General features: G+C 61.5%; 18 protein-coding genes. 7 read left to right on the forward strand and 11 right to left on the reverse strand.

Annotated features, from left to right (window positions below):
• Positions 1-59 precede the first annotated feature (59 nt).
• Positions 60-500, forward strand: a complete 441-nt coding sequence (locus AC0L4C_RS05660; RefSeq protein WP_473402653.1) for a MarR family winged helix-turn-helix transcriptional regulator — start codon at positions 60-62, stop codon at positions 498-500.
• On the opposite strand, the gene AC0L4C_RS05665 is transcribed toward AC0L4C_RS05660, so the two are convergent.
• Entirely contained in the window at positions 490-1,515 is a 1,026-nt protein-coding gene (locus tag AC0L4C_RS05665; protein WP_473402654.1) for a LacI family DNA-binding transcriptional regulator, read from the reverse strand. The two genes, AC0L4C_RS05660 and AC0L4C_RS05665, sit on opposite strands and share 11 nt — an antisense overlap.
• Before the next feature lie 16 nt (positions 1,516-1,531).
• Between AC0L4C_RS05665 and AC0L4C_RS05670 the strand changes: the two genes are divergently transcribed.
• From AC0L4C_RS05670 to AC0L4C_RS05680, 3 genes are all read left to right on the forward strand, one after another.
• Positions 1,532-1,681, forward strand: coding sequence for a hypothetical protein (locus AC0L4C_RS05670; protein WP_473402655.1), 150 nt, complete (start codon positions 1,532-1,534; stop codon positions 1,679-1,681).
• 103 nt (positions 1,682-1,784) lie between these two features.
• Entirely contained in the window at positions 1,785-4,082 is a 2,298-nt protein-coding gene (locus tag AC0L4C_RS05675) for a putative bifunctional diguanylate cyclase/phosphodiesterase (RefSeq protein ID WP_473402656.1), read from the forward strand.
• 140 nt (positions 4,083-4,222) lie between these two features.
• On the forward strand, positions 4,223-5,017 hold the full coding sequence (locus AC0L4C_RS05680; protein WP_473402657.1) for an N-acyl amino acid synthase FeeM domain-containing protein: 795 nt from the start codon (positions 4,223-4,225) through the stop codon (positions 5,015-5,017).
• Here AC0L4C_RS05680 and AC0L4C_RS05685 read toward each other — a convergent pair whose 3' ends face one another.
• From AC0L4C_RS05685 to AC0L4C_RS05705, 5 genes are all read right to left on the reverse strand, one after another.
• Positions 5,018-6,925, reverse strand: a complete 1,908-nt coding sequence (locus AC0L4C_RS05685; protein ID WP_473402658.1) for a glycoside hydrolase family 127 protein — start codon at positions 6,923-6,925, stop codon at positions 5,018-5,020.
• Complete coding sequence (locus AC0L4C_RS05690; protein ID WP_473402659.1) at positions 6,922-7,974, reverse strand: LacI family DNA-binding transcriptional regulator; 1,053 nt, start codon at positions 7,972-7,974, stop codon at positions 6,922-6,924. The genes AC0L4C_RS05685 and AC0L4C_RS05690 overlap by 4 nt, the downstream gene beginning before the upstream one ends.
• 7 nt (positions 7,975-7,981) lie before the next feature.
• Complete coding sequence (locus AC0L4C_RS05695; RefSeq protein WP_473402660.1) at positions 7,982-8,881, reverse strand: carbohydrate ABC transporter permease; 900 nt, start codon at positions 8,879-8,881, stop codon at positions 7,982-7,984.
• Positions 8,878-9,753 (reverse strand): carbohydrate ABC transporter permease, encoded by an 876-nt coding sequence (locus AC0L4C_RS05700; RefSeq protein WP_473402661.1) that lies wholly within the window; start codon positions 9,751-9,753, stop codon positions 8,878-8,880. Before AC0L4C_RS05700 ends, AC0L4C_RS05695 begins: the two co-directional genes overlap by 4 nt.
• A gap of 72 nt (positions 9,754-9,825) precedes the next feature.
• Entirely contained in the window at positions 9,826-11,076 is a 1,251-nt protein-coding gene (locus tag AC0L4C_RS05705) for an ABC transporter substrate-binding protein (RefSeq protein ID WP_473402662.1), read from the reverse strand.
• Positions 11,077-11,392: 316 nt separating this feature from the next.
• Here AC0L4C_RS05705 and AC0L4C_RS05710 point away from each other — a divergent pair, with 316 nt between their 5' ends.
• The 3 genes from AC0L4C_RS05710 to AC0L4C_RS05720 all read left to right on the forward strand — a co-directional run bounded on the left by AC0L4C_RS05710 (position 11,393) and on the right by AC0L4C_RS05720 (position 14,364).
• Complete coding sequence (locus AC0L4C_RS05710) at positions 11,393-12,190, forward strand: DUF2189 domain-containing protein (RefSeq protein ID WP_473402663.1); 798 nt, start codon at positions 11,393-11,395, stop codon at positions 12,188-12,190.
• Between the two features lie 230 nt (positions 12,191-12,420).
• On the forward strand, positions 12,421-12,804 hold the full coding sequence (locus tag AC0L4C_RS05715; RefSeq protein WP_473402664.1) for a hypothetical protein: 384 nt from the start codon (positions 12,421-12,423) through the stop codon (positions 12,802-12,804).
• 270 nt (positions 12,805-13,074) lie between these two features.
• On the forward strand, positions 13,075-14,364 hold the full coding sequence (locus AC0L4C_RS05720) for a tyrosine-type recombinase/integrase (protein ID WP_473402665.1): 1,290 nt from the start codon (positions 13,075-13,077) through the stop codon (positions 14,362-14,364).
• A gap of 219 nt (positions 14,365-14,583) precedes the next feature.
• Here AC0L4C_RS05720 and AC0L4C_RS05725 read toward each other — a convergent pair whose 3' ends face one another.
• From AC0L4C_RS05725 to AC0L4C_RS05745, 5 genes are all read right to left on the reverse strand, one after another.
• Positions 14,584-15,105: a hypothetical protein gene (locus tag AC0L4C_RS05725; protein ID WP_473402666.1), complete on the reverse strand. Its 522-nt coding sequence runs from the start codon at positions 15,103-15,105 to the stop codon at positions 14,584-14,586.
• A gap of 196 nt (positions 15,106-15,301) precedes the next feature.
• Positions 15,302-16,240 (reverse strand): hypothetical protein, encoded by a 939-nt coding sequence (locus AC0L4C_RS05730; RefSeq protein WP_473402667.1) that lies wholly within the window; start codon positions 16,238-16,240, stop codon positions 15,302-15,304.
• A gap of 128 nt (positions 16,241-16,368) precedes the next feature.
• Positions 16,369-17,208 (reverse strand): hypothetical protein, encoded by an 840-nt coding sequence (locus AC0L4C_RS05735; RefSeq protein ID WP_473402668.1) that lies wholly within the window; start codon positions 17,206-17,208, stop codon positions 16,369-16,371.
• Positions 17,209-17,393: 185 nt separating this feature from the next.
• A complete protein-coding gene (locus AC0L4C_RS05740) occupies positions 17,394-21,278 on the reverse strand; it encodes a VWA domain-containing protein (protein WP_473402669.1) in 3,885 nt (1,294 codons plus the stop codon).
• 15 nt (positions 21,279-21,293) lie between these two features.
• Positions 21,294-23,624 (reverse strand): hypothetical protein, encoded by a 2,331-nt coding sequence (locus tag AC0L4C_RS05745; RefSeq protein ID WP_473402670.1) that lies wholly within the window; start codon positions 23,622-23,624, stop codon positions 21,294-21,296.
• Positions 23,625-23,697: the final 73 nt, after the last annotated feature.

The raw sequence follows: 23,697 nt of genomic DNA on the forward strand, positions 1-23,697 counted from the left end.
CGCGCCAGGTGGCGCCGTAGTAATCAAGATACTTGACGATATATGAGGCGCAACAGGTAATGGTCAAGTCCCTTGACGATAAGGTCGAGCTGATCGACCACATCGGCCTTCTGCTGTGGACGGCAGCGCTCGACTGGCGCACACGGATGCGGCAGGACATGGTGGCGCGCGGCTATCCCTGGCATGGCGAGGCACGCGGCGAGGTGCTGGCACATGTGGGCCCCTCCGGCACGCCGCAGGCGGAGCTGCCCGAGCGCATGGGGCTGACCAAGCAGGCGGTGCAGCAGCTGATCGATCAACTGGTCGCCGACGGGGTGGTGGCTCGCGAGCCCGATCCAGTGGACAAGCGCGCCCGGCGCATCGTGCTCACCGAACTGGGTCGCAAGGACTTCGCCGAACGCAACCGGGTCAAGCGCGCCATCGAGGATGAGTATCGGACCAAGCTGGGTGAAAAGCGCTACGACCGGCTCGCCAGAGCCCTGCGCCGGCTTACGGCCTGACGCGACCCAGCGTCGATTCCCGCAGCACCAGGTCGGGGTCGATCATGATGATCTGCGCCTCGGGCAGCGGCCCGCTGGCGCCGATCAGCTGCATAAGCCGCTCGATGGCGCCACGGCTCAGCACGCCGGCGGGATAGTCGACGCTCGAGATCGGGGTCGAGGCGTGAGCCGCGAACTCGATATTGTCAAAACCGATAATCGCCAGATCGTCGGGCACGTCGAGACCGTGCTTGAGGCACCAGTGCAGGGCGCCGATGGCGAGGGAATCGTTGCTGGCCAGCAGCGCCGTCGGCCGGTCCGGCCGCGCCAGCAGCGTCTCGGCCGCCTCATAGCCACGCGCCACCGACCGGCCGGGCGACAGCACGGCGAGGCTCTCATCGAGGCGGATGCCGGCGTCCGCCAGCGCCTGGCAGAAGCCGTCGTGCTTTTCGCGGTTGCCACGCGATCGCGCGCCATCGATCAGGCCGATGCGACGGTGACCCTGCGCGATCAGATGGGCGGTGGCCTTGTAGGCGCCGCGCTGCTCGTCCATGCACACCGCGTCGATGCCGGCATCCGGGTCGCCGACCAGCAGCACGATCGGGTAGTCCGCCTGGCGCAGCGCGCGGATGTGATCGAGCTGGCGGTGACTGGTGGGATAGATCAGCATGCCGTCGACCTGCCGTGCCCGGAACATCTCGATGGCCCGAATCTCGTCGGCGAGGGTGTTGTTGGAGGTGGCAAACAGGGTGCCATAGCCGAGCTCGGAGAGCGCCAGCTCGATGGTCTGGGCGGTATGGGTCAGGGCCGGGTTGGTCAGGTCGGTCAGCACCAGACCGATGGTCCTCGTCTCGCGGCTGACCAGCGACTTGGCGATCTGGTTAGGCAGGTAGTTGAGCTCCCGCGCGGCCTGGCGGATGAGGTCGCGGGTCGGCTCGGGAATACGGGGGCTGTCGCGCAGCGCCAGCGACACCGTGTTGGTGGAATAGCCCGTCCTGCCGGCGATGTCCTTCAGCCGTACGATGGTCTTGCCCATGGAAGCCCCCCGGTCCTTGGAAACCTTGGATAGCGCATGTGCTGCGCCCAGTGCCACCGATATCGCGGCAACCGGCGTTCAGACGGCGTTCATCATGCAGGCGCCGGCGTGGCAGCATGGTGGCGCCGCCGGCGGGCTGCTCCGCAAGGAAGCATTAATCATCTGAAAAGGTTGGTGCTTTTTGTGACACCTGAGGGCCGCCGCAGCACCCCCCGGAAAGCCGCCATTAACGGCTCCCCGCGCATCATGCCGTCCAATATTGGTGAGAAATGTTCGAAGCCGCATCCAAGTCGCTTCCACCGCTGGACTACGTCTCGATGATCCGGTCGCTCTACAACGACCGGCGCTCGCAGATGCTTGGCGCGCTCGGCTCGGCCGTCGCGGTTGCCCTGACATGGCTTGAATCGCAGGACGTTGTGCTGCTGCCGATCGCCCTGGCGTTCGTCGTGGTGGGTGTCTCGCGGCATCTCGACATGCTCGCCTTCGAGCGCGCCGATATCGCCGAGGACGACGTTGCCGGCGCCGCGCGCTGGGAAATCCGCGCCACCATCGGCGGCGGCGCCATCGCCGCGCTCTATGGCCTGTGGACCATCTACTGCTTCCTCATCGTCAACACACCGTTCTCCGAACTGGCCAGCCTGGGCGTCACCATGTCGGTGCTGGTTGGCGTGGCGGCGCGCAATTTCGCCGTCGAACGGGTGATGATGATCCAGGTGATGCTCATCTGCATCCCGACCTGGATCGGCATGCTGTTCGACGGGCATTTCCACACGGCGCTGCTGTCCTTCATCTTCCTGCCGTTCTTTGCCAGCCTGCGCAATGTTTCGGGCAACGTACGCGTCATCCTGCTGCGGGCGGTGCATGGTCGCGTCGAGGCCTCCCGCCTCGCGGCCGAACTCGATACCGCGCTCGACACCATGCAGCACGGCATCTGCATGCTCGATTCGGCGGGCCTGATTGCGGTGTCCAATGATCAGGCCGAAGCGGTTTTCCGCACCCTGGCGCCGGGCAGCTGGGAGGGGCGCCCGTTCGCCGCCCTGATCTCCAACGCGGCCGCGCGCGGTGCCGTCCCCCAGGATGCGGCGCGGGCCCTGGCGACCATGATCAACGAGCAGGGCAACGGCAAGGTGTTGCTTTATCTGCCGGGCCATCAATATTGCGAAGTGACGGTCAGCTCCCGCGAAGAGCGGACGGTGCTGCTGTTCGAAGACATCACCGCCCGCATCCGCGCCGAAGAGCGCATCAACTTCATGGCGCATTACGATGCCCTGACCGGCCTGCCCAATCGCGGCTATTTTGCCGAGCAGGTGGCAGCGGACCTCGCCCGGCGCAGCGATGGCGGCGGCTATGCGCTGCTGATGATCATCGATGTCGACGACTTCAAGCATGTCAATGACACCATGGGCCATCTGGTCGGCGACCGGGTGCTGGTGGAGACATCGGAGCGGCTGACGCGCGTGCTCGGCGAGGACAGCCTCGTGGCGCGTCTGGGCGGCGACGAGTACATCGCCTATCGCTGGTGCAATGGGGAGTTTGACGAGGCCGATCCGGGCGTCCGCGCCATTGTCGATGCCTTCCAGCAACCGTTCCAAGTCAGCGGCGAAGTGTTTTCGGTCAATGTGTCCGTCGGCATCGTCCACTCGACCTCGAAATCGGACGATCTCGACGCCCTGATGACCAAGGCCGATCTGGCACTCTACAAGGCCAAGGCCAACGGCAAGAACCAGGTTCAGGTGTTCCACAACGAGATGGACACCGACTATCGCTACCGGCAGCGATTGAAGGGCGACCTCAAGCAGACCGTGGCGGCCGGTGGCCTGACCCTGGCCTACCAGCCGATCGTGGATCTGGACTCCCGCCGCGTGGTCAGTTGCGAAGCCCTGGCGCGCTGGCACCACCCGGAACTCGGGGTCATTCCGCCGTCACTGTTCATTCCGCTGGCCGAAGAGAGCGGTCTGATCTCCGAGATCAGCCGCTGGGTGTTGGCGACGGCGACGGCCGAGTGCCGCAACTGGCCCGAAGATGTGTACGTGTCGGTCAATATCTCGGCGCGCGACTTCCGCAATGCCGATGTCGAGGCCATGGTCGAGACTGCGCTCGCCGCCTCCGGCCTCGCGCCGCATCGCCTGGAAGTGGAAGTCACCGAGACAGCCGTCATCGAGGAAAAGGATGCGGCCACCGCAACGCTCACCAAGCTTGCGGCGAAGGGTATCGGTATTGCGCTGGACGATTTCGGCACCGGTTACTCGTCGCTGAGTTATCTGCATGCCTTTCCATTCAGCAAGCTCAAGATCGACCGTAGTTTCGTGATGGAAGTCGGGACGAGCCAACGTTCTCTCAAGCTGTTGTCCAACGTAGCGCAGCTGGGAAAGGACATCAACTTGACCGTTACTGCCGAAGGCGTGGAGACCGAGGAGCAGCTCTTGCTCATTCGTCAGTACACCAAGGTAGATCAGGTGCAGGGCTATCTATTTGGCGTGCCACTGTCGCGCACCGACATTGGTGAGCTGATTCACCGCATGCTGGCCGCCTCCTACCAGGCCGAACCAAAGCGCAAACTTGGTTAAATCCCTAAACCTCTGAATTGTCTGCGGTTCCAGCCGGGGCGTGCGGCCATGGGCGGCCGTGCAGGGCAGCTATGGGATCTTTTGCGATTTCATTGGTGTTAACAAACGGTTAACTTCACTCAACAGTAGTGGAGTTCTCAATGAATCCGAATGAAGACGGTGCGAGTGCCGCCGCCTCCATGCCGGCCTCCAGGTTTGCGGGTACCTTGCTCGATGTTCTGGACCGCGTGAGCTACGCGCGTGTTGACATGAGTGCCGCCGACAACGCCGTGTACAGGCTCAGGTATGATGCCTATCGGCGCGAGGAGTTCGTGCCGTTCAACGACCAGGGCGTGGTCGTGGACGATCTGGACGAGACTCCCAATGCGATGTGCTACGGCGTGCTGATCGACGGCGAGCTGGTGAGTTCCATCCGGCTGCATCACCTGACGGCCGAACATAGGCAGTCGCCGAGCATGAAGGTCTGTCCCGATATTCTGGGGCCCTTGCTCGACGCGGGCCAGCGGTTCATCGATCCGAGCCGCTTTACCGCCGACTACGACGCGTCGCTGGCCTACCCCGCCTTGCCATTCCTGACGCTGCGCCTGGCGGTGATGGCTACGATCTATTTTCGTGCCGACATGTGCCTGGCTCTGGTGCGTCCGGAACACACGGCCTTCTACCGACGTGTCTTCGGCTCAGAGGAGATGTCCGAGTCTCGGCCCTATCCGGGACTCGCCTTCCCGGTGCAGCTCTACGGCGCGCGGGTCGAAGGCAGCCGCTACCAGTCGATCTTTTCGCGCTTTCCGTTCTTCCTCTCGACCGAGACCGAACGCAACGCGCTGTTCGGTCCCGGTTCGACAGATAGCGGCATTCCGGCAGTCAACGCCTCGTCGCGGCAGGCCTACGAGACTGCGCTTTCGCTGGCTGCCCGGAAGGATACCCAGATCGCCTGATCAGGCCTCCGGAATCCAGACCATCATCGATCCCTGGCCGCGGTTGGCCCACAGGTAGTAGGGCAAAGCCGTCAGGGTGGCCGGACCCTCGGCGGAGGGTTTGGTGCGGTAGAGCGTCGACCAGTCGCTTTCGTCAATGGCGACGGCATCGGCAGACAGGGTGACGATCCCGTCGAACAGGTCCTCGCGCCTGTTCACCTTGAGCTCGGCCTCGCGGGGCAGGCGCAGGCGCTGGACGCGGCCTCCGGGATTGTCGGTTTCCTCGACGCAATAGACGAGTGGCCCGCGCTTGAGCGTGACCCGTCCGGCATCCATGATCACGCCGGGGTGGGCGTAGATCCGCTCGGCCGGCATCTCCAGATCAAGGGTAATGACGTCTCCCTTGGCCCATTCACGATGTATGGTGACGTAGCCATTCACGGCTTTCTCCGTCACCTCGGAGCCGTTGACGGCAAGCCGTGCGTCCTTGCACCAGCCGGGGATGCGGATCTTCATGTCGAACGTCGTCGGGGTCGCGGGATCGACCTCGATCTTGATATTGCCCGACCATGGATAGTTCGAGGTCTCGCGCAGGTCGACCGTAGTCCCGGCCGTCTCGACCGTCGTGGAAATGCCGCCATAGAGATTGATGGCAATGCCATCGTCGGCGCGCGAGACAAAGTAGCCGCCGACCGAGGCGACCAGCCGGCTGACGTTCATCGTGCAGCACGGGCAGGTGTGCCAGGCCCAGCGTTCGGCCGAACCGTTGGATTCGAGCGGGTTAGCATAGAAGTAGTGCTCGCCGTCGCGGCTCAGCCCGGAGAGGGCGCCGTTGAACAGGGCCAGTTCGAGAATGTCGCCGTACTTGCCATCAAGGTCGAGATGCAACATGCGCTGGGCCCAGAAGATCAGCGCCACCGAGGCGCAGGTCTCGGCATAGGCGGTCTGGTTCGGCAGGTCGTAATCGAAGGTGAAGCCTTCGTTCTGGGCCGACGGGCCAAGCCCGGCCGTCACATACATCTTGGTCTCCATGACATCGTCCCAGAGCGTTTCGCAGGCCCGCTTGAGATCGGCATCATTGAGTTCGGCGGCGAGGTCCGCCATGGCGGTGTACATGTACATGGCCCGCACAGCATGGCCGACGACCTTGGTCTGCTCGCGCACCGGCAGGTGCGACTGCGAATATTCGTAGTTGGCAAAGACGTAGCGCTGCGTGTCCCAGCCCTTCTTCTCGCGTTCCTCGCGCTCGACATCGAAATAGTGCGGCGGCTGCCGGCCGCGCTCGTTGATGAAGTAGGTGGCCAGATCGAGATGCTTCTTCTCGCCGGTCAGCCGGTAGAGCTTGATCAGGGCGATCTCGATCTCCTGATGGCCGCAATAGCCGCGCTTCTTGCCGGGCTCGGTGCCCAGGGTCTGGCGGATGTGTTCGACAAAGCGCTCCATGATATCGAGCCAGCGGCGGCGCCCGGTGGTCTCGAAATAGGCGATGGCGCCTTCCAGCATGTGGCCGGCATTGTAGAGCTCGTGATTGTCGCGCAGGTTGCTCCAGCGCTTTTCCGGCTCGTGCCCGAGATACCAGCAGTTGAGATAGCCATCGGGCGCCTGGGCCTTCTCGAAGTCGTCAATGACGGCCTCGATCTTGGCCTCGATGTCGGCGTCGCGCCGGTGCGACAGCGCATAGCTCGCCGCTTCGATCCACTTGCCGATATCGGAATCCCAGAACACCTGGACGGTGAACCCATTGGCATGCCGCGGAAAGCGCAGGGGCGGGGGCGGCTGCGGCAGCTTGAGCGAGTCGAGCAGGCCATACTCACCCAGTTTGACGTGCTGGCTGGGGATGGTCCGGCTCAGCACGGTGTCGAGGCGCTCGCGCCAGAAGTCGCCTTCGAGGCGAACGTCGACAAATCGTATGGGCAGATACTGGCTCACTTTGAACTTCCTTGTGGACTGGAGGATTGGCGAATGACCAGCGAACAGGGCAGACGCCTGACGCCACGGTCCCTGGCGCCACCGATCATGGCGAGAAGCCGTTCGCCGGCCTCCCGCCCGAGGGCGCTCAGGTTCAAGTCGATGCTGGAGAGAGGCGGCCGGGCGGCGCTGGCCATGACGTCCCAGTTGTCGAAGCCGACAATGGCAACGTCGGCTGGGATGGCGATACCGCGCTCGCGGAGGGCTTCGGTGGCCCCGCGGGCAATCTGGTCGTTGCCGCAGAACAGCGCATCAGGCGGCTCGATGCTGCCGTCGAACAGCTTTTCGATGGCTTCGCGGCCCCAGGCCTCGGACCAGACACCGGGCAGGAAATAGTCGGCGCGAATTGGCTGACCGGCGGCCGCCAGCGAGGTCTCGTATCCCTGCCGCCGCAGGGCGACGGCCTCGAAGCGCTCCGGCCCGCTGATATGGGCAATGCGCTGGCGGCCAAGCGAGAGTAGGTGCTCGGTGGCCAGGCGTGCGCCGCCCTCGTCGTCGGGCAGCAGCGACAGCGAGTTTTCGTCATCGGCCTGCGAGAACACGTAGACCGTGGGAATATTGCCAGCGAGGATCGGCGGACGCTTGTCGGAGCGGCGAGCCGTAACCACCAGGCCATCGATACGCTTGCCGAGCAGCTGGTTGAGATGCTGCTGCTCGCGCGCCGGATCGTCGGTTGCGTTGCACATGAACACGGCAATGCCCTGATCGGCGAACTGCTCTTCCAGTGCCTGGAAGATCGGCAGGGTGAAGCGGCCGAAGCTGTCGGTCGAAATGATGCCGACTGTCATCGAGCGGGTGCGGTGCAGGCTTTGCGCCATGTCGTTGGGGCGATAGCCGATTTCCAGCGCCACGCGCCGCACGCGCTCCCGCGTCTCGTCGCGCAGCCGGCCATTGGCGTTGAGCGCCTTGGAGGCCGTGCCGATGGATACTCCGGCGAGGCGGGCCACGTCGCGAATGGTCGGGCCATGCCGGCCGGTGCGATCGCCCTTGATGGGTGTGTCGTCGTTCATGCTGCCTCTACTTCACTGCTCCGCTGAGGAAGCCGGAAACATAGTATTTCTGCAGCAGCAAGTAGATCAGGACGCACGGCAGGATGGAGATGACCACGCCGGCCTGCAGCGCACCCCAGTCGACGGCACCGAGGCGGCCGGCACGAACGCTGACCAGCATGATGGGCACGGTGAAGCTCTGTTCGTTGTTCATGAAGATGAGAGCCGACAGGAACTCGTTCCAGCTGGCAATGAACGCAAAGAGCGCCACGGTGACGATGCCCGGCATGACCAGCGGCATGAAGATCTTGAGCAGGGTCTGGAAAGACGAACTGCCGTCCACCCGCGCTGCCTCCTCGAGCTCGCGGGGAATGCTCTCGAAGCTGTTGCGCATCAGATATATCGAGAACGGCAGCTGCAGCACGGTATGGACGATGGCCAGCCCGAGATGGCTGTTGGCGAGACCCATCTTGGAAAAACTGAGATAGAGCGGCGTCAGCAGTGCCTGATAGGGGATCATCAGCGGCGCCAGCAGCAGCAGGAACCACACTTCCTTGCCCCAGATCTTGAAGCGGGCGAGGCCGTAGCCCGCCGGAATCGCGAGGGCAAGGCACAGCACGATAGTGAAAGCTGCGACCAGCAGCGAGTTGCTGACATAGGTCCAGAGACCCGCCTGGAATTCGAACACCTTGAGGTAGTTCTCGATGCTCAGCGCGGAGGGCAGATAGCTTGGCGGTGATTGCTGCGCTTCCGCCGACGGCTTGATCGAGGCGAGCAGGGACAGCACGATCGGCATCAGCATGATGGTGATCACGGCCACGCAGATCGCGCCGATCAGATAGGCGAGCGGGCGACTTTCGCCGACCACGCGGGACTTGCCCAGGCCCTTGCTGGCGGCGCGCGGGGCGGCTTCGGCGAGCGCGGTCATGACTGCGGACTCCGGTTGGAGAGGAATACCTGGATCGAGGAGAACACCAGCACGATCAGCGTCAGGATGATCGACAGGGCAGCGCCGTAGCCGAGTTTGAAGCTGATGAAGCTGTTCTGGTAGATCCAGTACACCGAGGTGAAGGTCTGCCCCCGCGGGTTGCCGCCGGTCATGATGTAGAACTGCTCGAAGGCCAGCATCGAGCCGATGACCGAGATCAGCGTGGTGAGCAGGATGGTCCGCTTGGAGAGCGGCAGGATGATGTGCCAGACGCGTTGCCAGTAGTTGGCGCCGTCGATCAGGGCCGCTTCCGAGACTTCGGCCTGGATGGACTGGATGCCGGCCACAAACAGCAGCATGCCGAAACCGATCACCTTCCAGGTCACCGAGATGATGACGGCAGTCAGTGCCATGTCGGCCTTGGTGAACCACACGGCCGGCTGCGCCAGCACGCCGAGATCGACGAGGATCTGGTTGAACTGGCCGACCTGCTGGTCGAACAGCCAGTACCAGAGCAGGCTGGAGGAGCCGAGGCCGATCACCACCGGCAGGAAGACGATGGCCCGGGTCACCTGTCGCAGCGGCCGGTTCGGTGCGGTCAGCAAGGCGAGGGCAAAGCCCAGGCCCATCAGGATCGGCGTGATGAACACCGTATATTTGACGGTGAATCCCAGCGCCCGCCAGAAGGAGGCGTCCTTGAAGGCCTTGAAGTAATTGTCGAGGCCGATAAAGCCGCCGCCGCCCAGCAACGAGGCGTCGGTCAGCGACAGATAGATCAGCTGGCAGAGCGGCCAGAGAACGAATGCGCTCACGAAGAGCAGGGCGGGCAGCACGTAGAGCATGCCCTGGTGTCTCGAAAGCGTCTTCAGCATTCGCCACATCCCACAAGAGAGCAAGGAGATGGGCCACGGCCGGAGTGCGCCGTGGCCCGGTCCGGGAGGACCTTACTGGGAAGCGATGTCGCGCATCGTCTCGCGGGCCGCTTCGATGGCACCGTCGATGTCGCCATCGAACACCGCCGTCTGCAGCATGGTCAGCCACGGCGACTGGTCGGCATTGACCATGTCGTTGAAGCGGAAGGCATAGGGCGTCTGGCCGATGCCGACCGCCTTGGCCGTGGTGATGTAGCGCGGCTCTTCCTTGAAGTACTGGTTGTCGGCCAGATCCGAGCGTGAGGGCAGGATCAGGTTCTTGGCCAGGCCCTCGAGCTGGGCTTCATCGGTGAGCTGCCACTGGATGAACTGCGTGGCGATCTCGGGATGCTTGGAGCCCCTGGGAATGGCAATCACGTCGCCGCCGACAAAGCTCGACTGGTCGCCGTCATTGATCCCTGGGATCGGCGCAATGCCGAAATCGAGATCGGGATTGCTGGCCTTGAGGCTGGCGATGGCAAAGCCGCCAGAGCCCTGCATGCCGATGGTGCCGGTCTGGAAGGTGGCCATGAAGTTGGCACCGGTGTCGGCTTCGGCACTCTCGGGGATGACGCCCGCCACCCACATCTCGTGCAGCATGGTCAGCACTTCCTTGACGCCCGGGCCTTCCATGGCCGGTGCGTCGCCCGAGGTCGGCAGCAAGGTTGCACCCGAGCCCCACATCATGGGCGCCTGGGTGAAGATGTTGCAGCCGCCGCAGGAGCCGGAAAAATAGTAGCCATAGGCCCCCGGCACCGTTTCGTGGATCTTGGTGGCGTAGTCCTGCAGCTCGGCGATGGTCTTGGGCGGGCTCTCCGGGTCGAGGCCGGCCTGCCGGAACAGATCCTTGTTGTAGAGCAGGATCGAGACGTCCGGCGTGAAGCCGGTGCCGTAGAGACGGCCCTCATAGCTGGCGAGGTCACGGAAGGCCTGGGCGACCTTTTCCTGGTTGGGATCGGCGCCGAGCGTCTCGGTCAGGTCCGTCAGCAGGCCGGCCCGCATGAAGTCGGGCATGAAGATCAGATCGAACGAGATCAGGTCGGGCACATCGCCAGCCTGCACGCTGGTGGCCAGCTTGGTCACCATCTGGTTGTCGGGAATGGTGGTGAGTTCGAGCTTGTCGTCATGGGACGCGTTCCACAGATCGACCATGTGCTGGGCCGCGTTGGCACTCGACGAGCGGGCCCAGATGCTGAGTGTTTCAGCAAAGGCCGTGCCCGGGACGAGGGCGACGGCCGACATCGAGACGGCAAGCGCCGCCGACCAGAGACCTGGCAATTTCATAGGTTTTCCTCCCTTTTTGCCGTTGACGTCCGAGCCTCCATTCCCGCCCGGCCGCAATTCAGGAAAAGCTTTTCCGTATCGTGCTGCAGCGTTGCCGAACCGGTCGCCGCAATCATTGGGAAAAGCTTTTCTCGATGCATCCATGCCATGGATGGAAACCTGATGCAAGATAGCTGCGGGGCCAAAAATGCAATTCTGTCGCCGGTCCAGCCAATGGCGGCTGCCGACGTCAGAAGCAATGGTCCCGGGCACGAACTTGCATTAGCATCCACGCTGCGATCGTGCCGCGAGGCCGGTCCAGCCGGAGGGGAGCGTCGTGAGCCAGACCGAATCCGCACCACTTTACGTGCCGCGCGCGCCCGTATTGCGCCAGCTTGGCTGGACCGACATCCGCCTGGCCGTCGCCCGCGGCTTCGCCGATTTCCGACGTGCGCCGCTGATCGGGCTCTGTTTCGGCCTGCTGATGGCCGGCAGCGGCGGGCTGGCCATCGCCATGCTGGCGGTCTTCGACGCCGCCTGGGCGGCCATCCTGATCGCGGTGATCTTTCCGCTGGTCTTCCCTTTCCTTGCCGCCGGGATCTACGAGATCAGCCGACGCCTTGCCGCGGGCCGGCCCGTCACCTGGGGAGGCGTCGTGGCGGCAATCTGGCAGCAACGCGAACGGCAGATGGGCTGGATGGCCTTTGTCATGCTGTTCGTGTTCTGGATCTGGATCTACCAGGTGCGGATCGTGCTCGCCATTTTCATGGGCTCGTCGGCCTCCGCCAGCCTCGAAAAGTTTTTGCTGCAGACCGTCACCACGCCAGGCGGCCTGAGCTTTCTGGCCGTCGGCTCGGTGATCGGCCTGGCGCTCGCCCTGGTATTGTTCTCGGCCACGGTCATTTCGCTGCCGCTGCTGTTTGAGAACGACGTCGATTTCGTCACCGGGCTGATCAACAGTTTTCAGTCTGTTGCCAGAAGCCCCGGCCCGATGCTGGGCCTCGGCGTGCTGCTGACCATTGCGACAGTCCTCGCTGTGGTTCCGACCTTCCTCGGCCTCGTCTTCATCGTCCCGATCTTCGGCCACTCCACCTGGCACCTCTACAGGATAGCGGCTGGCAAGGATGCCGCGTGATCGTTGCCTGGGCGTTGCTCAGCGGAAACGGCAGTCCCCGGTCGAGACGAAGAGTTTCTGGCCGTATTTGTGGCGTCAAACGATGTGCGCTGGCAAGAAGCCGACCTGAAGTCTTCAATAGAGACAGAAAATCTTCAGTGTTGATTGCGCGATGCTCGCTTCGTCGCTAGCGTGAACTTTCAAAGGTTGGTGGTTGTCGCCAATCAAAGGCAATCGCGAAAGTGATAATAATGAAGATCGCTGCCCTTGTTGTGCTGCTGTTCAGTCTCGTCCTGCCGTCGACCGCCAACGCCGCCGATTGGCAGTTGGTCGGCAGCTGGAAGCTCAAGGTCACCTGCAAGAACTTCACGCAGGTCAACACCGTGTCCGTATCGGAAGCATCGGCCTCCCGGGTCCGCGGAACGACCAACGTGAATGACGGCTTCGGCAAGATCGTCGCCGGGAAGTTCGACGGCGAGAACTTCATTTTCGCCAACCAGTACAAGTGGGAGGGGCGCACCTACACCGAGCAGTGGCAGGGCAAGCTGAGCAAGGGCGGACGCTATCTGCAGGGCAAGTTCTCGACCGACAATGCACAAGGCGGCGGATGTTCGTTCAAAGGCCCGCGACTCTAGCCACGACTTCGCACCCCGTCAGGTGTGCGGTGCCAGCGATTTCAAGTGGAGAAAAAATGGTGCCGCTTAGGTGACTCGAACACCTGACCCCATCATTACGAATTTCAGGATAATCGTTGTCAACTGTCGCTTGACGTTGCCTGAAGTTACCCAGAATCCTTGATATTCTGGGCGTTACCTCATATCGTGTTGCTCGGCGTTGCCTTGCGTTTTCGCACTTGGTGGTGCCCCAGTGGCGCCCGGTGGTGCCCCAGCGAGGCGGACGACCTGATGTCTACCCAGAAACTGACCAAGCGCGCTGTGGACGCGGCTCTGCCTAGATCGGCCCGCTACACGGTCTTTGACACCGAAATTAGCGGTTTTGGCCTAAGGGTGTCGCCCAGTGGGGAGAAATCTTGGGTTTATGAATATCGCGCGGGTGAAGGCGGGCGCCGGGCGCCAAAGAAGCGTGTGACCCTTGGTTCCAGCAAACGCTTCACACCCGACGAGGCGAGGACGGAGGTCGGGCGACTGCGGTCGCTCGTAAATATGGGTAAAGATCCGCAGGATCAGAAAGCCAAGCAGCGCAACGCGCTAACCGTTGCTGAACTAGCGGAAGCTTTTCTTTCTGAGCACATTGCGACGAAGCGAAAGGCTGGCACCAGGGTCAGCTACGAGGGAGTGCTGCGCGTTTGGGTGGTGCCTGCGCTTGGAGCGAAGAAGGCCAAAGACGTGAAACGTGCGGACGTCGCGCGGCTCCATTTGAGCATGCGAGATACCCCGGCTCAGGCCAACAGAACCGTTGCCATCATTGGTTCGATGTTTGGATTTGCACTTCGCCGGGGACTAGTCGATGGCGAGCAAAATCCTGCGCGAGCTATCGAGAAGTACAGGGAGGAGAGCCGGGAACGCTTCCTTTCCAGCAACGAGCTGGAACGGCTGGGTGCGGCCATTCGGGACGCCGAAACGATAGGGGTCCCGTGGAACTTGGATCCTGAGAAGAAGGTCAAGCACCTCAGGAAAGACAAGCGAGAGACAGTGATTGGCGAACACGCGGCAGCTGCCCTGCGACTCCTCATTTTCACCGGTGCCCGGCTGCGTGAGATTCTGCACCTGAAATGGTCGCACGTCGATTTTGAACGCGGTCTACTGCTCTTGCCAGATTCGAAGACCGGAAAGAAAACCATCGTTCTGAACGCACCTGCAATGGCCGTGCTCAGTGGACTTAGCCGGATGGGCGAATATGTCATTGCCGGAGACACCGCAGAGACCGACGATGAGCGGCCGCGCTCTGACTTGAAACGTCCATGGGCGCTTGTAACGCGGCATGCTGGACTTGATGGCTTGCGGCTGCACGATTTGCGGCACAACTTCGCCGCCTTTGGTGCTGGCGGTGGGATGGGACTTCCGATCATCGGCAAACTTCTCGGTCATTCCCAACCACAAACAACAGCTCGATATGCACATCTGGATGCCGATCCACTGCGGAAGGCGTCCAACACCATTGGAACCGGACTGGCTGCGGCCATGGGAGAGTTGCGACCCAGCGCAACTGTGGTGAAGTTGAAGGATCGCTTCTGATCTTACCGGCGTTCGAGCGGCCGCTTGTGGCCCAATGAGGACTCTCGATCTTCGGAGCGAAGTGCAAGTCACTTGGGCTCCTTCCAGAGCGCACCCTGAGCACTGCGGATGGCCGCTAATGTCACAACTTCGATCGAAGGCTTCGCAGTTACGGATCGCAAGACTGTATTAGTTGATGGCTAAGGCCGGGCAAACAACGTGGGCAGTCCCGATCATCAACTAAAGCGCGCACGCGCCGATCCATACTGCATGGCCGGAATCGTTTGAATCCCGCACTGCGCGTAGCCATTCTTGACCGCAAACACCCGCGCAGACGGCGCAAGGACGGGTAAGAGCGTATCCATCACAAACAGGGCACGCTCGTCGCGCCTCGCCCCGTGACCAGACCGAGCCGCACGCCGCGCAGACCGCTTCAACCTCATTGGCCAACGCAGCAACGTATTGGCGCTCTTCTTCGGTCCAGGCCAAAAAATCTTGCAGGTCATCGAAGAACGCACACGATGGAAAGTCCGCAGTGGCGGGTCTGTTGTGTGTCAGATGCACCTTGGCGACGCCGCCGCCATCATCGGCAAACAAGACATCATCAGACTGCCGGTCGCGCGCAACAGCAGTCCACTTCTTGCCGTGCATCTTGTGACCCACGCGCAACTCGTTCCTCAACACGCGCCCCAGCCACCAGGTCGAAACAGGGCCGGTACGCTCCCAGTTGTCGGGCAGTGCCGCTGCGTCGTGATGCGCCATGACTTCCTGTCTTCTTAAGACCTACGCGGTACCTTGGGTGCGGGGCGGGTTGATGCAGCAGCGTCGAAAACTCGCCAGTCAGTTGCTGCGGGCGTGCCTTGCCAGGACGCACATGTCCTGCGGCGCGGGTTCGACCCCCACGACGTCGAGATGAAGGTAGTGCTCGCCTTCTGGTCCGTTGGAACTCCGCATGGCCTCACCTTCCACGAGTGTGCCTCGCATGGCCATTTCCGCATCTTCTGACGGCATCGATGTCTGACGCATCGACGGTTCCGAACGCGATTTCGTTGAGGCGGAACACCTCGCCCCGTTGGTTTCGCACCTCGATATTGGCACACGGTTTCACAAGGCAGGTCATCATGAAGTCGGTTTCGACCCACAGCATTTCGTCAGTGGGCGTCTGCGGCGAAAATCTGGAATTCAGATAGACATCGCCAATCACCGCATGCTCATCGGGCACGAAATCGGCGAGCAGGTTCTTGGTGATGGCCGGGTGTACCGGAATGCTCTCTACGCTCTTGCTGTTGCGATAGATGTACCACTCGCGCAGTGCCCTCATGACCTCGGTGCGGTCATCAATGTGCCCAGAAGCGAGGAACTTCCGGTCGACCAGCTCTTCGCCGATACGTGATAATTCACTGTCGGTAAGCGGCGCTTCCAGGACTAAGTAGCTGGCCGAGTTGTTCCAGGTCATCGCTAGGACGCGCGCGTCGGCCTGAAAGATCGTCGTCACAGGTTCGCCCTCGCAGGCTACGGCAAAGGATCGTGCGAGCCGATGGTCCGCAGCGGCGCTTTTGCTTCCACCCGGCGGCAGCCAAAGGTCGAAGAGATTGGGGTCAGTCTCGAAATAATACGGGGTCGCGATCTGTTCGATCTGCCAGTGCGCACAAGAGATGCCGGCCATTGAGATCGAACTGTCGCCGATCTCAATGGTTTGTCCGATCGGGTGAGTATTTTCTGTCGATGGCCGGCCGCCTAGTGTGGCGACGTCGGCGCTGACGCGGCTGTCGACCACGATGTATATTCCCACAAGTGACGAGGGGCTGCCCGCCAAAGAGGCGGTCGCGATGACTGCTGACGTCGCAAAGGCAGCAAGCAAGAGGCGCGGTCGGGTGAAAGAGGCGCAGCGTCTCATGATTTCTCCTGATCGTATCGTATCGTATTGTCCCGCGCAGCAAGACGCCGCTCGACGCGATAGCGACTGCACCATAGCGTGGCCGTCATACCCCCACGGTAGCCTGCAGCCCGAACTGAGCACTCAGTCTAGTTGATCCCCGGCAGGCCGGGGATTTCGATGCTCTCGATCTCGAAATGCAGCGGCTGACCGGCCTGATTGTAACCGGCAATGATGAAGCGGTGCTGGCCAGACTGGTCAGTCAAAAACTGCGTCTCGCCACTGAGTTCACTCGACCGGTTGAGAAGTTGCGATCCACCCCCAGGCCCCTGCGCCACCATGTCCACGGCATTCACGCCATACCCGGTGAAGTCCCAAATCAAGTTCACCGCGGCTTGATATTGGCCCGATTGATTGCCAACCGCTGGCGCCGCAACTATTGAAATCTTCTTGCCCGGCAGGAATTCCCCGAAATCGAGAACATTTGCGAGCTTCGACCGCAAGTCCACGGTGTCGGGCGTATCGGTCAATTCGCAGGTCTCGGGGTCGAGTTTGACGGTGTCCACGCGGATCGCGAGCTTGCGATCGACGACCTGCGCGACGCCCTTGTCCCACCAAAATTTGCCCGGGCAGCAGCCCTTGCAGGCTATTGAGAACCAGCCGGACCATCCGGCGCCGTTCTGCCGGGCGTAGCCGATAGGCGTGCCCAGCGCTCCGGTGGTGCTGTCAACGACATACTCGATGAGGAACGGCCCGACATTGTTGATATGAACCAGGTCGATCTTCGCGTTGTCATCGCCCTTTTCGGCCGTCCACAACCCTGTCAGCGCCCCCAGCATGTCCAATGAGGGGTTGCGAGACATCTCAACGAAATCAGGCTCGAAACTATTGAGAAACTGCACCATTTCGCTTGGTGGCGGGTCGGCCTGCGCCGGCCCGGCAGTCAATGGAGCCAGCAATGCGCCGGCCAGCGTCAACACGAAGCGCATTCGCCTCTCTGCGCGAAATCGCGCCGGGACAGGGATGGTCATTGCCGTTCCTTCCACACTTCTTGACATCCACAACGTAGCGGTGACGTACGGCGATGGCAAATTGCAGGGGCGGCGCGCGTCACACGGGTATCAAACACGCGCGGTGCCCCTCGAAATGCTATTGCCCGTCGCCAGCGCACTCACTACCGCTTCGACGCGAAATAAGGTTTTACATACTCCGGCAGAATGCTGAGCCACAGCCAGACCGCCGGTTTGCCGTCGGCATGGAACGGGTCTTGATCGACAACGAGAGGAAAATCCTCAAGGAATGCCTCGGCGCCGCTTCGGGACTTGGCGCCCCACACTCCGTCAGAAGGGCCCGCCGCGTAGCCCATCTCGTTCAGCATCGCCTGGATGGCGTATGCCAGTTCCTCCTCGGTCGCCGGAAGCCGGGTGCTGACCCTATATTCCGGGATGACCGGCGGCAGGTCTGCTAGGTCAGCATTTACGTCATCCACCGATCGCACCCGCCTGACATCATCGGTGAAGGGTGAACCGGGTGCTACCTGCTCGACGCGAACATGTGTCTCATCGGCCTCCTTGTTGACGTAGATGCGGGTATCCAACTCGGCCTCGACTCGCCGTCGGCCCGAGATAACGTCACTTCCCGCCAAGCTGACGTGGTATCGCCCCGTCGGCAGTGTGATAGGCCGCGCGCCCACCTTGGACTCCGCGATCAATTGCCCCAAATCGTCCATGACCTGATAGGGCGCAACAAAGGCCGACCGCAGGGCGCGACGAAGACCCACCTCGCCACCGCCAAAATAGAACTCGCCTCCGGTGATGCCGGCAACCGCCGCGAGGCTATCTTGCGTTGCCGGATCTGAGACATCGAAACCTACAATATTGATGCGCAGCCCAAAGCCCGTCTCGACGAGGCCGCGGGCGATATCCTCGGGGTAGTAAGGGTCTCCCGGTGCCGCGTCGCAGGTCTCCTCTCCGTCAGTCAGTAGTATGATCAACGAATTGTCCGCCCCGCCGGCATCCTCAGCCGCGAGCGCCAGCGAATAACCTAGCGGCGTCTGTCCCCGCGGGACGATCGCCTTGACCACGTCGGTAATTTGATCGCGCGTATTGGACAGCGGCGCGACCGACAGCTCGCTGTCGCGACAGCTCTGCTCCTTCGGCTCTGCTGACATGTTTTGACCATAGACCCTGAGCCCGACCGGAACGCTTTGCGGAATTTCACGCAGGAGGTCCAGAACTACGGTTCGCGCCACGTTGATCCGCTGGCGACCTTGATCGGTTCCTGCCCGCATCGACCCGGAGGCGTCTATAATCAGCATGATATTACCAACCGCTGCGGCCGAGACAAATTCCTCGCCCGTTTCGAGGACCTGGAGGCGGCCATCCTGGTCGGCAATGGAGAAGCCTATGGTGTAGCTGCCGCGATCCCGAATGCGTGCAGCGATCTCGTCGTACACGGCGTACAGTTCTTCACCCGTCGGCGAGTCGAAATAGGCACCCAGCGTGCCGAGAGAAAACCCGTGCAACATATCGTCTAGGTCGCTGCCGACGGCACTATCGAACTTGCGCATGGCATTGCCGAGACCAATTGCGTAGATCGGCACGCCGGCCGCCACGATCTCGCGCCACAATTCCGGATAGGAGGCCTGTGACGAAACGTCCTCACCATCCGTCAGCAGCACGATGGCGCGGTTACCCGCTTCGTTTCGTAAAGTCTCGATCCCTGCGAGCACGGCATCGTAAACCGAGGTGCCGCTTCCCCCGTCCGTATGAACGCCAGTCTCGATCGCTTCAGCAATCGCAGCGCCATCGGTCGTCAGCTCCGACAGGGTTTCGACGTCCCCGGCAAACCGGACCAGCGACAAACGTTCTTCCGGTTGCTTGGCGAGCGCAAATAGCTTGGCGGCATCAATCGCAGTCAGAACGTTGCTACCCATGCTCCCACTGTCATCGATAACAATGGCAACGCCGGACTGTGGCTCCTCGAGCCGGATCAGATAGTTGCCCGGATCCAGTTTCCAGGTGAAAAACTGTTCAACTGAAGCTGAGGCCGGACTGTAGTCGAACAGGAGGCCTCCAGCTGAAGCCAAGAGTTGTAAGTTCGTTCGAATATGCGGCCTGCCACGCAGCACGAAATTCACAGTCTGCGGGGTTTCGCCTTCGACCGCAAAACTGAAGTAATCGACATCACCGCTGCGATCGGATCGTCCAGCATAATCGAGGTCCTCATCCATCGGCGTTGCGTAAGACGGATCGTCATTGGGTTCGGTCTCTGATTGCATAGTCGACGTGTCAGCAACTGTCTCGTCGACTGCCAATACAGTTTCGTGCTGGGCCCTGAGCCACGCATCGTACGTAGAAGTGATCTGTGCGCCCCGAATGCCCATCCGGGGGGCGCCAGGTTCGATAATGGTGAGCTTTAGAAATCTAGTCGCGGCGGCAGGGGCAAGGTCCAGACTCAATTGGTTCTCGCTGGCGTCGGGCTGCAAGTAGCCCACATCCCGAAATCCGCCCAGCGGAGAGTATCCGGTTGAAACGGACACCCTGACCTTTGGTGCCCAGCTCTCAGGACGGCCATCCGGCAAGTCGACGGCAACCGCAATTCCGCCAACCGGAATCACTGCAAACTCTCGGAACGAAAACACCAGTTCCTGCGGATAGCGCTCCTCGGCGGGGAACCAGCGCATTGTGTTGTTTGCAAACAGCCCAACCAGCCCATCGCCGCGGCCATAGGACTGCGAGGTGAAATAGGCCACGCGCCCGCCATTCTGCGGCAGAAGCAGGTCGACCTTCATGTCCGAAAGCAGCGAGGCATACCCCGCGTCGGAGAGCCGCTCGTACACTTCGATCTCGGACAGCCGGACGCTATAATTACCCGGTGAGCTGCCGACCCTCGCCATCAACTGAACCATGATGGCCTTTGTCGCCACGGGCTCAGGCATGGACAGGAATAACTTAGTTTGAGTCGCGGGTAGTTCTTCTGTCGCTCCAATGAGCTGCCAAGGGCCCGACGCACCGTCCATCGAGGCGTAGAGTTCAACTCGTCCCGGCACCCAGTCGAGCGACGAACGGACAAGAGTATTGATGGCGACACCTTCGATTTCGGCGGCGTGTCCGCCCTCGAAAGTAAACACAATCTGCGCCGGCGCCTCTGTCGTGAAGCCGATTTGGGTCAGTGCCTCGTCAGTGCCTTGCAAGCCATTGTTGATCTGCCCGACCTCACCAAATCCAACGCCGCCGCCGACGAGATCAACCTGGCCGCCATTCCCGGCCAGCGATAGCAGCGCGCCAAAACTGCGCGGATGCGCGAACTCTACAGACAAGGTCCCGGCTGCATCGTCATGAGCTGGGACGGGCTGGGAAACCGAACTCTCCTCCATTGGCGCGATGGGGGCGTCTGTTGGCGTCTCCGGCGCCTCGGGCAGAAGGTCCGGACTGGGTGTGGCAATCGGCGGGCCCAGATCCAACTCGATCAGCTCGGGTGGGGCCGCGGAAAGGTCACCTGCCGTCAACTCACCCAACGCAATCACAATCGCGCCCGCGCCCGCAGGAATCTCGAGGGTTAGCGCCCCAGAGATCGTCGGCTCAACTGCATAGGCAACCACAAAACGGCGACCGGACAAGGGGTCGAGCGGCCCTGCAAATTCGGGCAATAGTGCCGTCTCAACTCGCTCCAGGCCCGATTGCCTACGACGATCAACTCCAAGCCGTAGGAGAGTGCTTGCAGCCGGAAGGTTGATGCCGTTGGCGGCATTGCGGTTGGTAACCTTGCCCTCAGCGACGACATAGCGCTGACCCTCCGCCGCCACTACCCCTTCAATCGCTTCGAGCACGCAATATGCCTCGACCCGCAACGAAATAATCGCGTTAGCACCATCCAGCGGCTCGAGCAGGCGATTGGCTTCGGGACAGACATAGGGTTCTGAAAGCGGGCTTTCGATCTGCTCTGCCTGTCGCAACAGGTCGCCCAGATCAAAGTCATCTTGCGCCACTACAGGCAATGCTGAGATATAAGTGGCAATCAGGAAGCAGAGCGAGTGAAGAGGAAACCAGAACTCCATCCACCGAACGCGTCATCAGAGCAGATCCTGAAACAACGCGTTTAGCGCCTTTACGGCGAGGGATATGCCAAGAGCACCCCGAACTCCAGAAGTCCCCAAAGCCACTCCGTTCGCCAACATCTCGACGACGCACTTTCCGAGTGGGTCAGCGAAACGAACTTTGGCAGCGGGCAGCGTAAAAACGCACTGTGCAAATGAGTAAATCATATATGTCAGGTCGAATACTAACTTGACCACGATTTCGTAATTTGCGGCGGCCACGGTAGCTTTTTCAGTCACGATAATTGTGATTTCCCCGGACTCGGCTAGTGCATCCCCCCGACCGCCAACGACCCGGCCGATAGCCATCCCGGTTTCCGGATCGAGGCTCCACCAGATCGGTCGATCGGACTGGTGGAGCAGGCCTATATGCTGACCTGACGACACGTCCTGGTCGACGTCATGCTTGAAACTTTGGTTCCCTGGTAGAGCTCCGATTTGCTTGGCAAAGTCGAGCGTCTGGTCGGCTTCTTCGTTGAACTGGGCCGCAAATCCGAAACTGGATGAAGGGCCGACGGATGCTCTTGCGAGCAGCTGAGACTCCAGCCAGGTCCATAACACACCATTGGAAAGCAGACCGCGCGGGCCCGGCGCATAGGAGGCCTCACCGATACGTGCGAGATCTATCGAATGCAAAAGTGAGGCTTGCTGCGCGTCACTCGAGATAGCTTGTTCTTCTATAATCAGCGACGACTTGACGGAAAAAGGCTCTTCGCCAACTAGCTCCGGGCGGTTGGCCTCGAATTGATGCACCATTGAAGCAAGTGTTGAAGCCAAGCTCTGGTTCAATGCCGATGATGAAGCAGCAGCATCGGTAGACACGCCCAGCATCCTGCCCGCCTCCGCCTTTATCGGACCGAGTATCGCCGAGAGCCGCTGCAACTGAAGAAAGCCGTCATATTGTTCGTCGATGCGCGCTGGCAGCACCGCGGCTTTGGCCGTCCAGAATCGTCCCGGCAATGCCCCTGAACTGATAGCATCCGCCGTTGGCTGATCCTCGAGGGACAAGCGCCGTGTGATCGTCTCCTGCTGCAGTGGCTGGCCGAACCCCTGGCTGTCGCTAAGCACATACTGCACCGAGATAGCCTCGGCGCTGCCGGCAGGCTCTGTGGCACCGTTCATCATGTTAGTAAGCCTGCCTAAGCCGCCGCCAAGGCTATTCTGAACACCCGACTCGGCCGGCAGGTCCGATACCTCTCCCGACATCCGGTAGAACCGGGAGGACACAACCTCGTCACCGACCATGATGGTGAAGGCGAATTGATCATCCGGGCCCGGTTCAGAGAGCCAATCGGTCGGGGGCAAGCCACTCAGTATGCCGCCCAGATCGAGGGGCGTATTGGCCAGTTTGAGTGTCTTGCCAAGAGCATCAATCGATGTCAGCCCGGCTGTGCCCAGTTCGCGCTCCTCCACGCCGGACTCTGTTTGCGCCATCAAAGTGGCCTTGGCCTCTACACGGTGGAGCAGTTCTGTCGGCAACGCCTCGGGGTCAAAATGGTCCGCCGCGGCGAAGTTAAGCGCAGCCAACTCGACAATTCCCAATGTTTCCAGCCGAGTCCAGTCTCCGGATGACGCCATGACCTCAGCCCAATAGAAGTCCGATGCCATTTTGGCCCAACGACCCGACGCGATCGGGTCAGGAATAGTGATATTGCTTTCGTCGATCGCTTCTTTGAGCAGACCGCCCACGGCCACTAAATCTTGTGAGATGCTCGCCTCAAGCACGGTGCCCTCGGCCTCGCCCTCCGTCGCTAACGCAGAAATCTCGCTGGCACTTAGCCGCCCTTCATTGAGAAAAACGGCGAGAATTTCCGGCGTAAGCCGCAGTGCAACGGGTGCTGCCTTCAGCGGGACGCTTGCCAGTTGTGCCAGTTGCCCAGCGACAGGGGCGTCCAAAGTCGCGTGGCCAATTCTCACCTGATGGCCATGATGCTGCAGCAGCGCCGCGAGCAGCAGGCTACGATCGAGAGCGTTGCCGGCGCGATCGACCAGAACGCCCGTAGCGCCCTTCAGGGCGCCCCAATACGGACGATAGCCGATATTGTCCTGAACAAAACTGCGCGCCGCTTCTGGATTCGGTCCCAATCGCTCCGCCAGGCTGCCGACATCGTAGACCGATGTGTCGACCTGCGCGCGCACGTACTCGACAATGCGCTCCATCCGATCCAGTCCTGCGGCGATCTGTGCATAGCTTTCTCGCGCCTCGACCGGTTCGGCCTCCTGCGCCAGCGGCGTCAGGCAGGTCTGCGCCGACAGTATGGCTGCAACACACCAGGCACCAAGTCGCGAATAGGCGGAGTGCTTCATAGCAATTCCCAATCGTGAGGTCGGTATGCAGTTAATTCAAATAGACCGCAGACAGTCCAGCGAGTCAAATTTG

It is taken from the genome of Devosia sp. J20-27 (assembly GCF_055808595.1).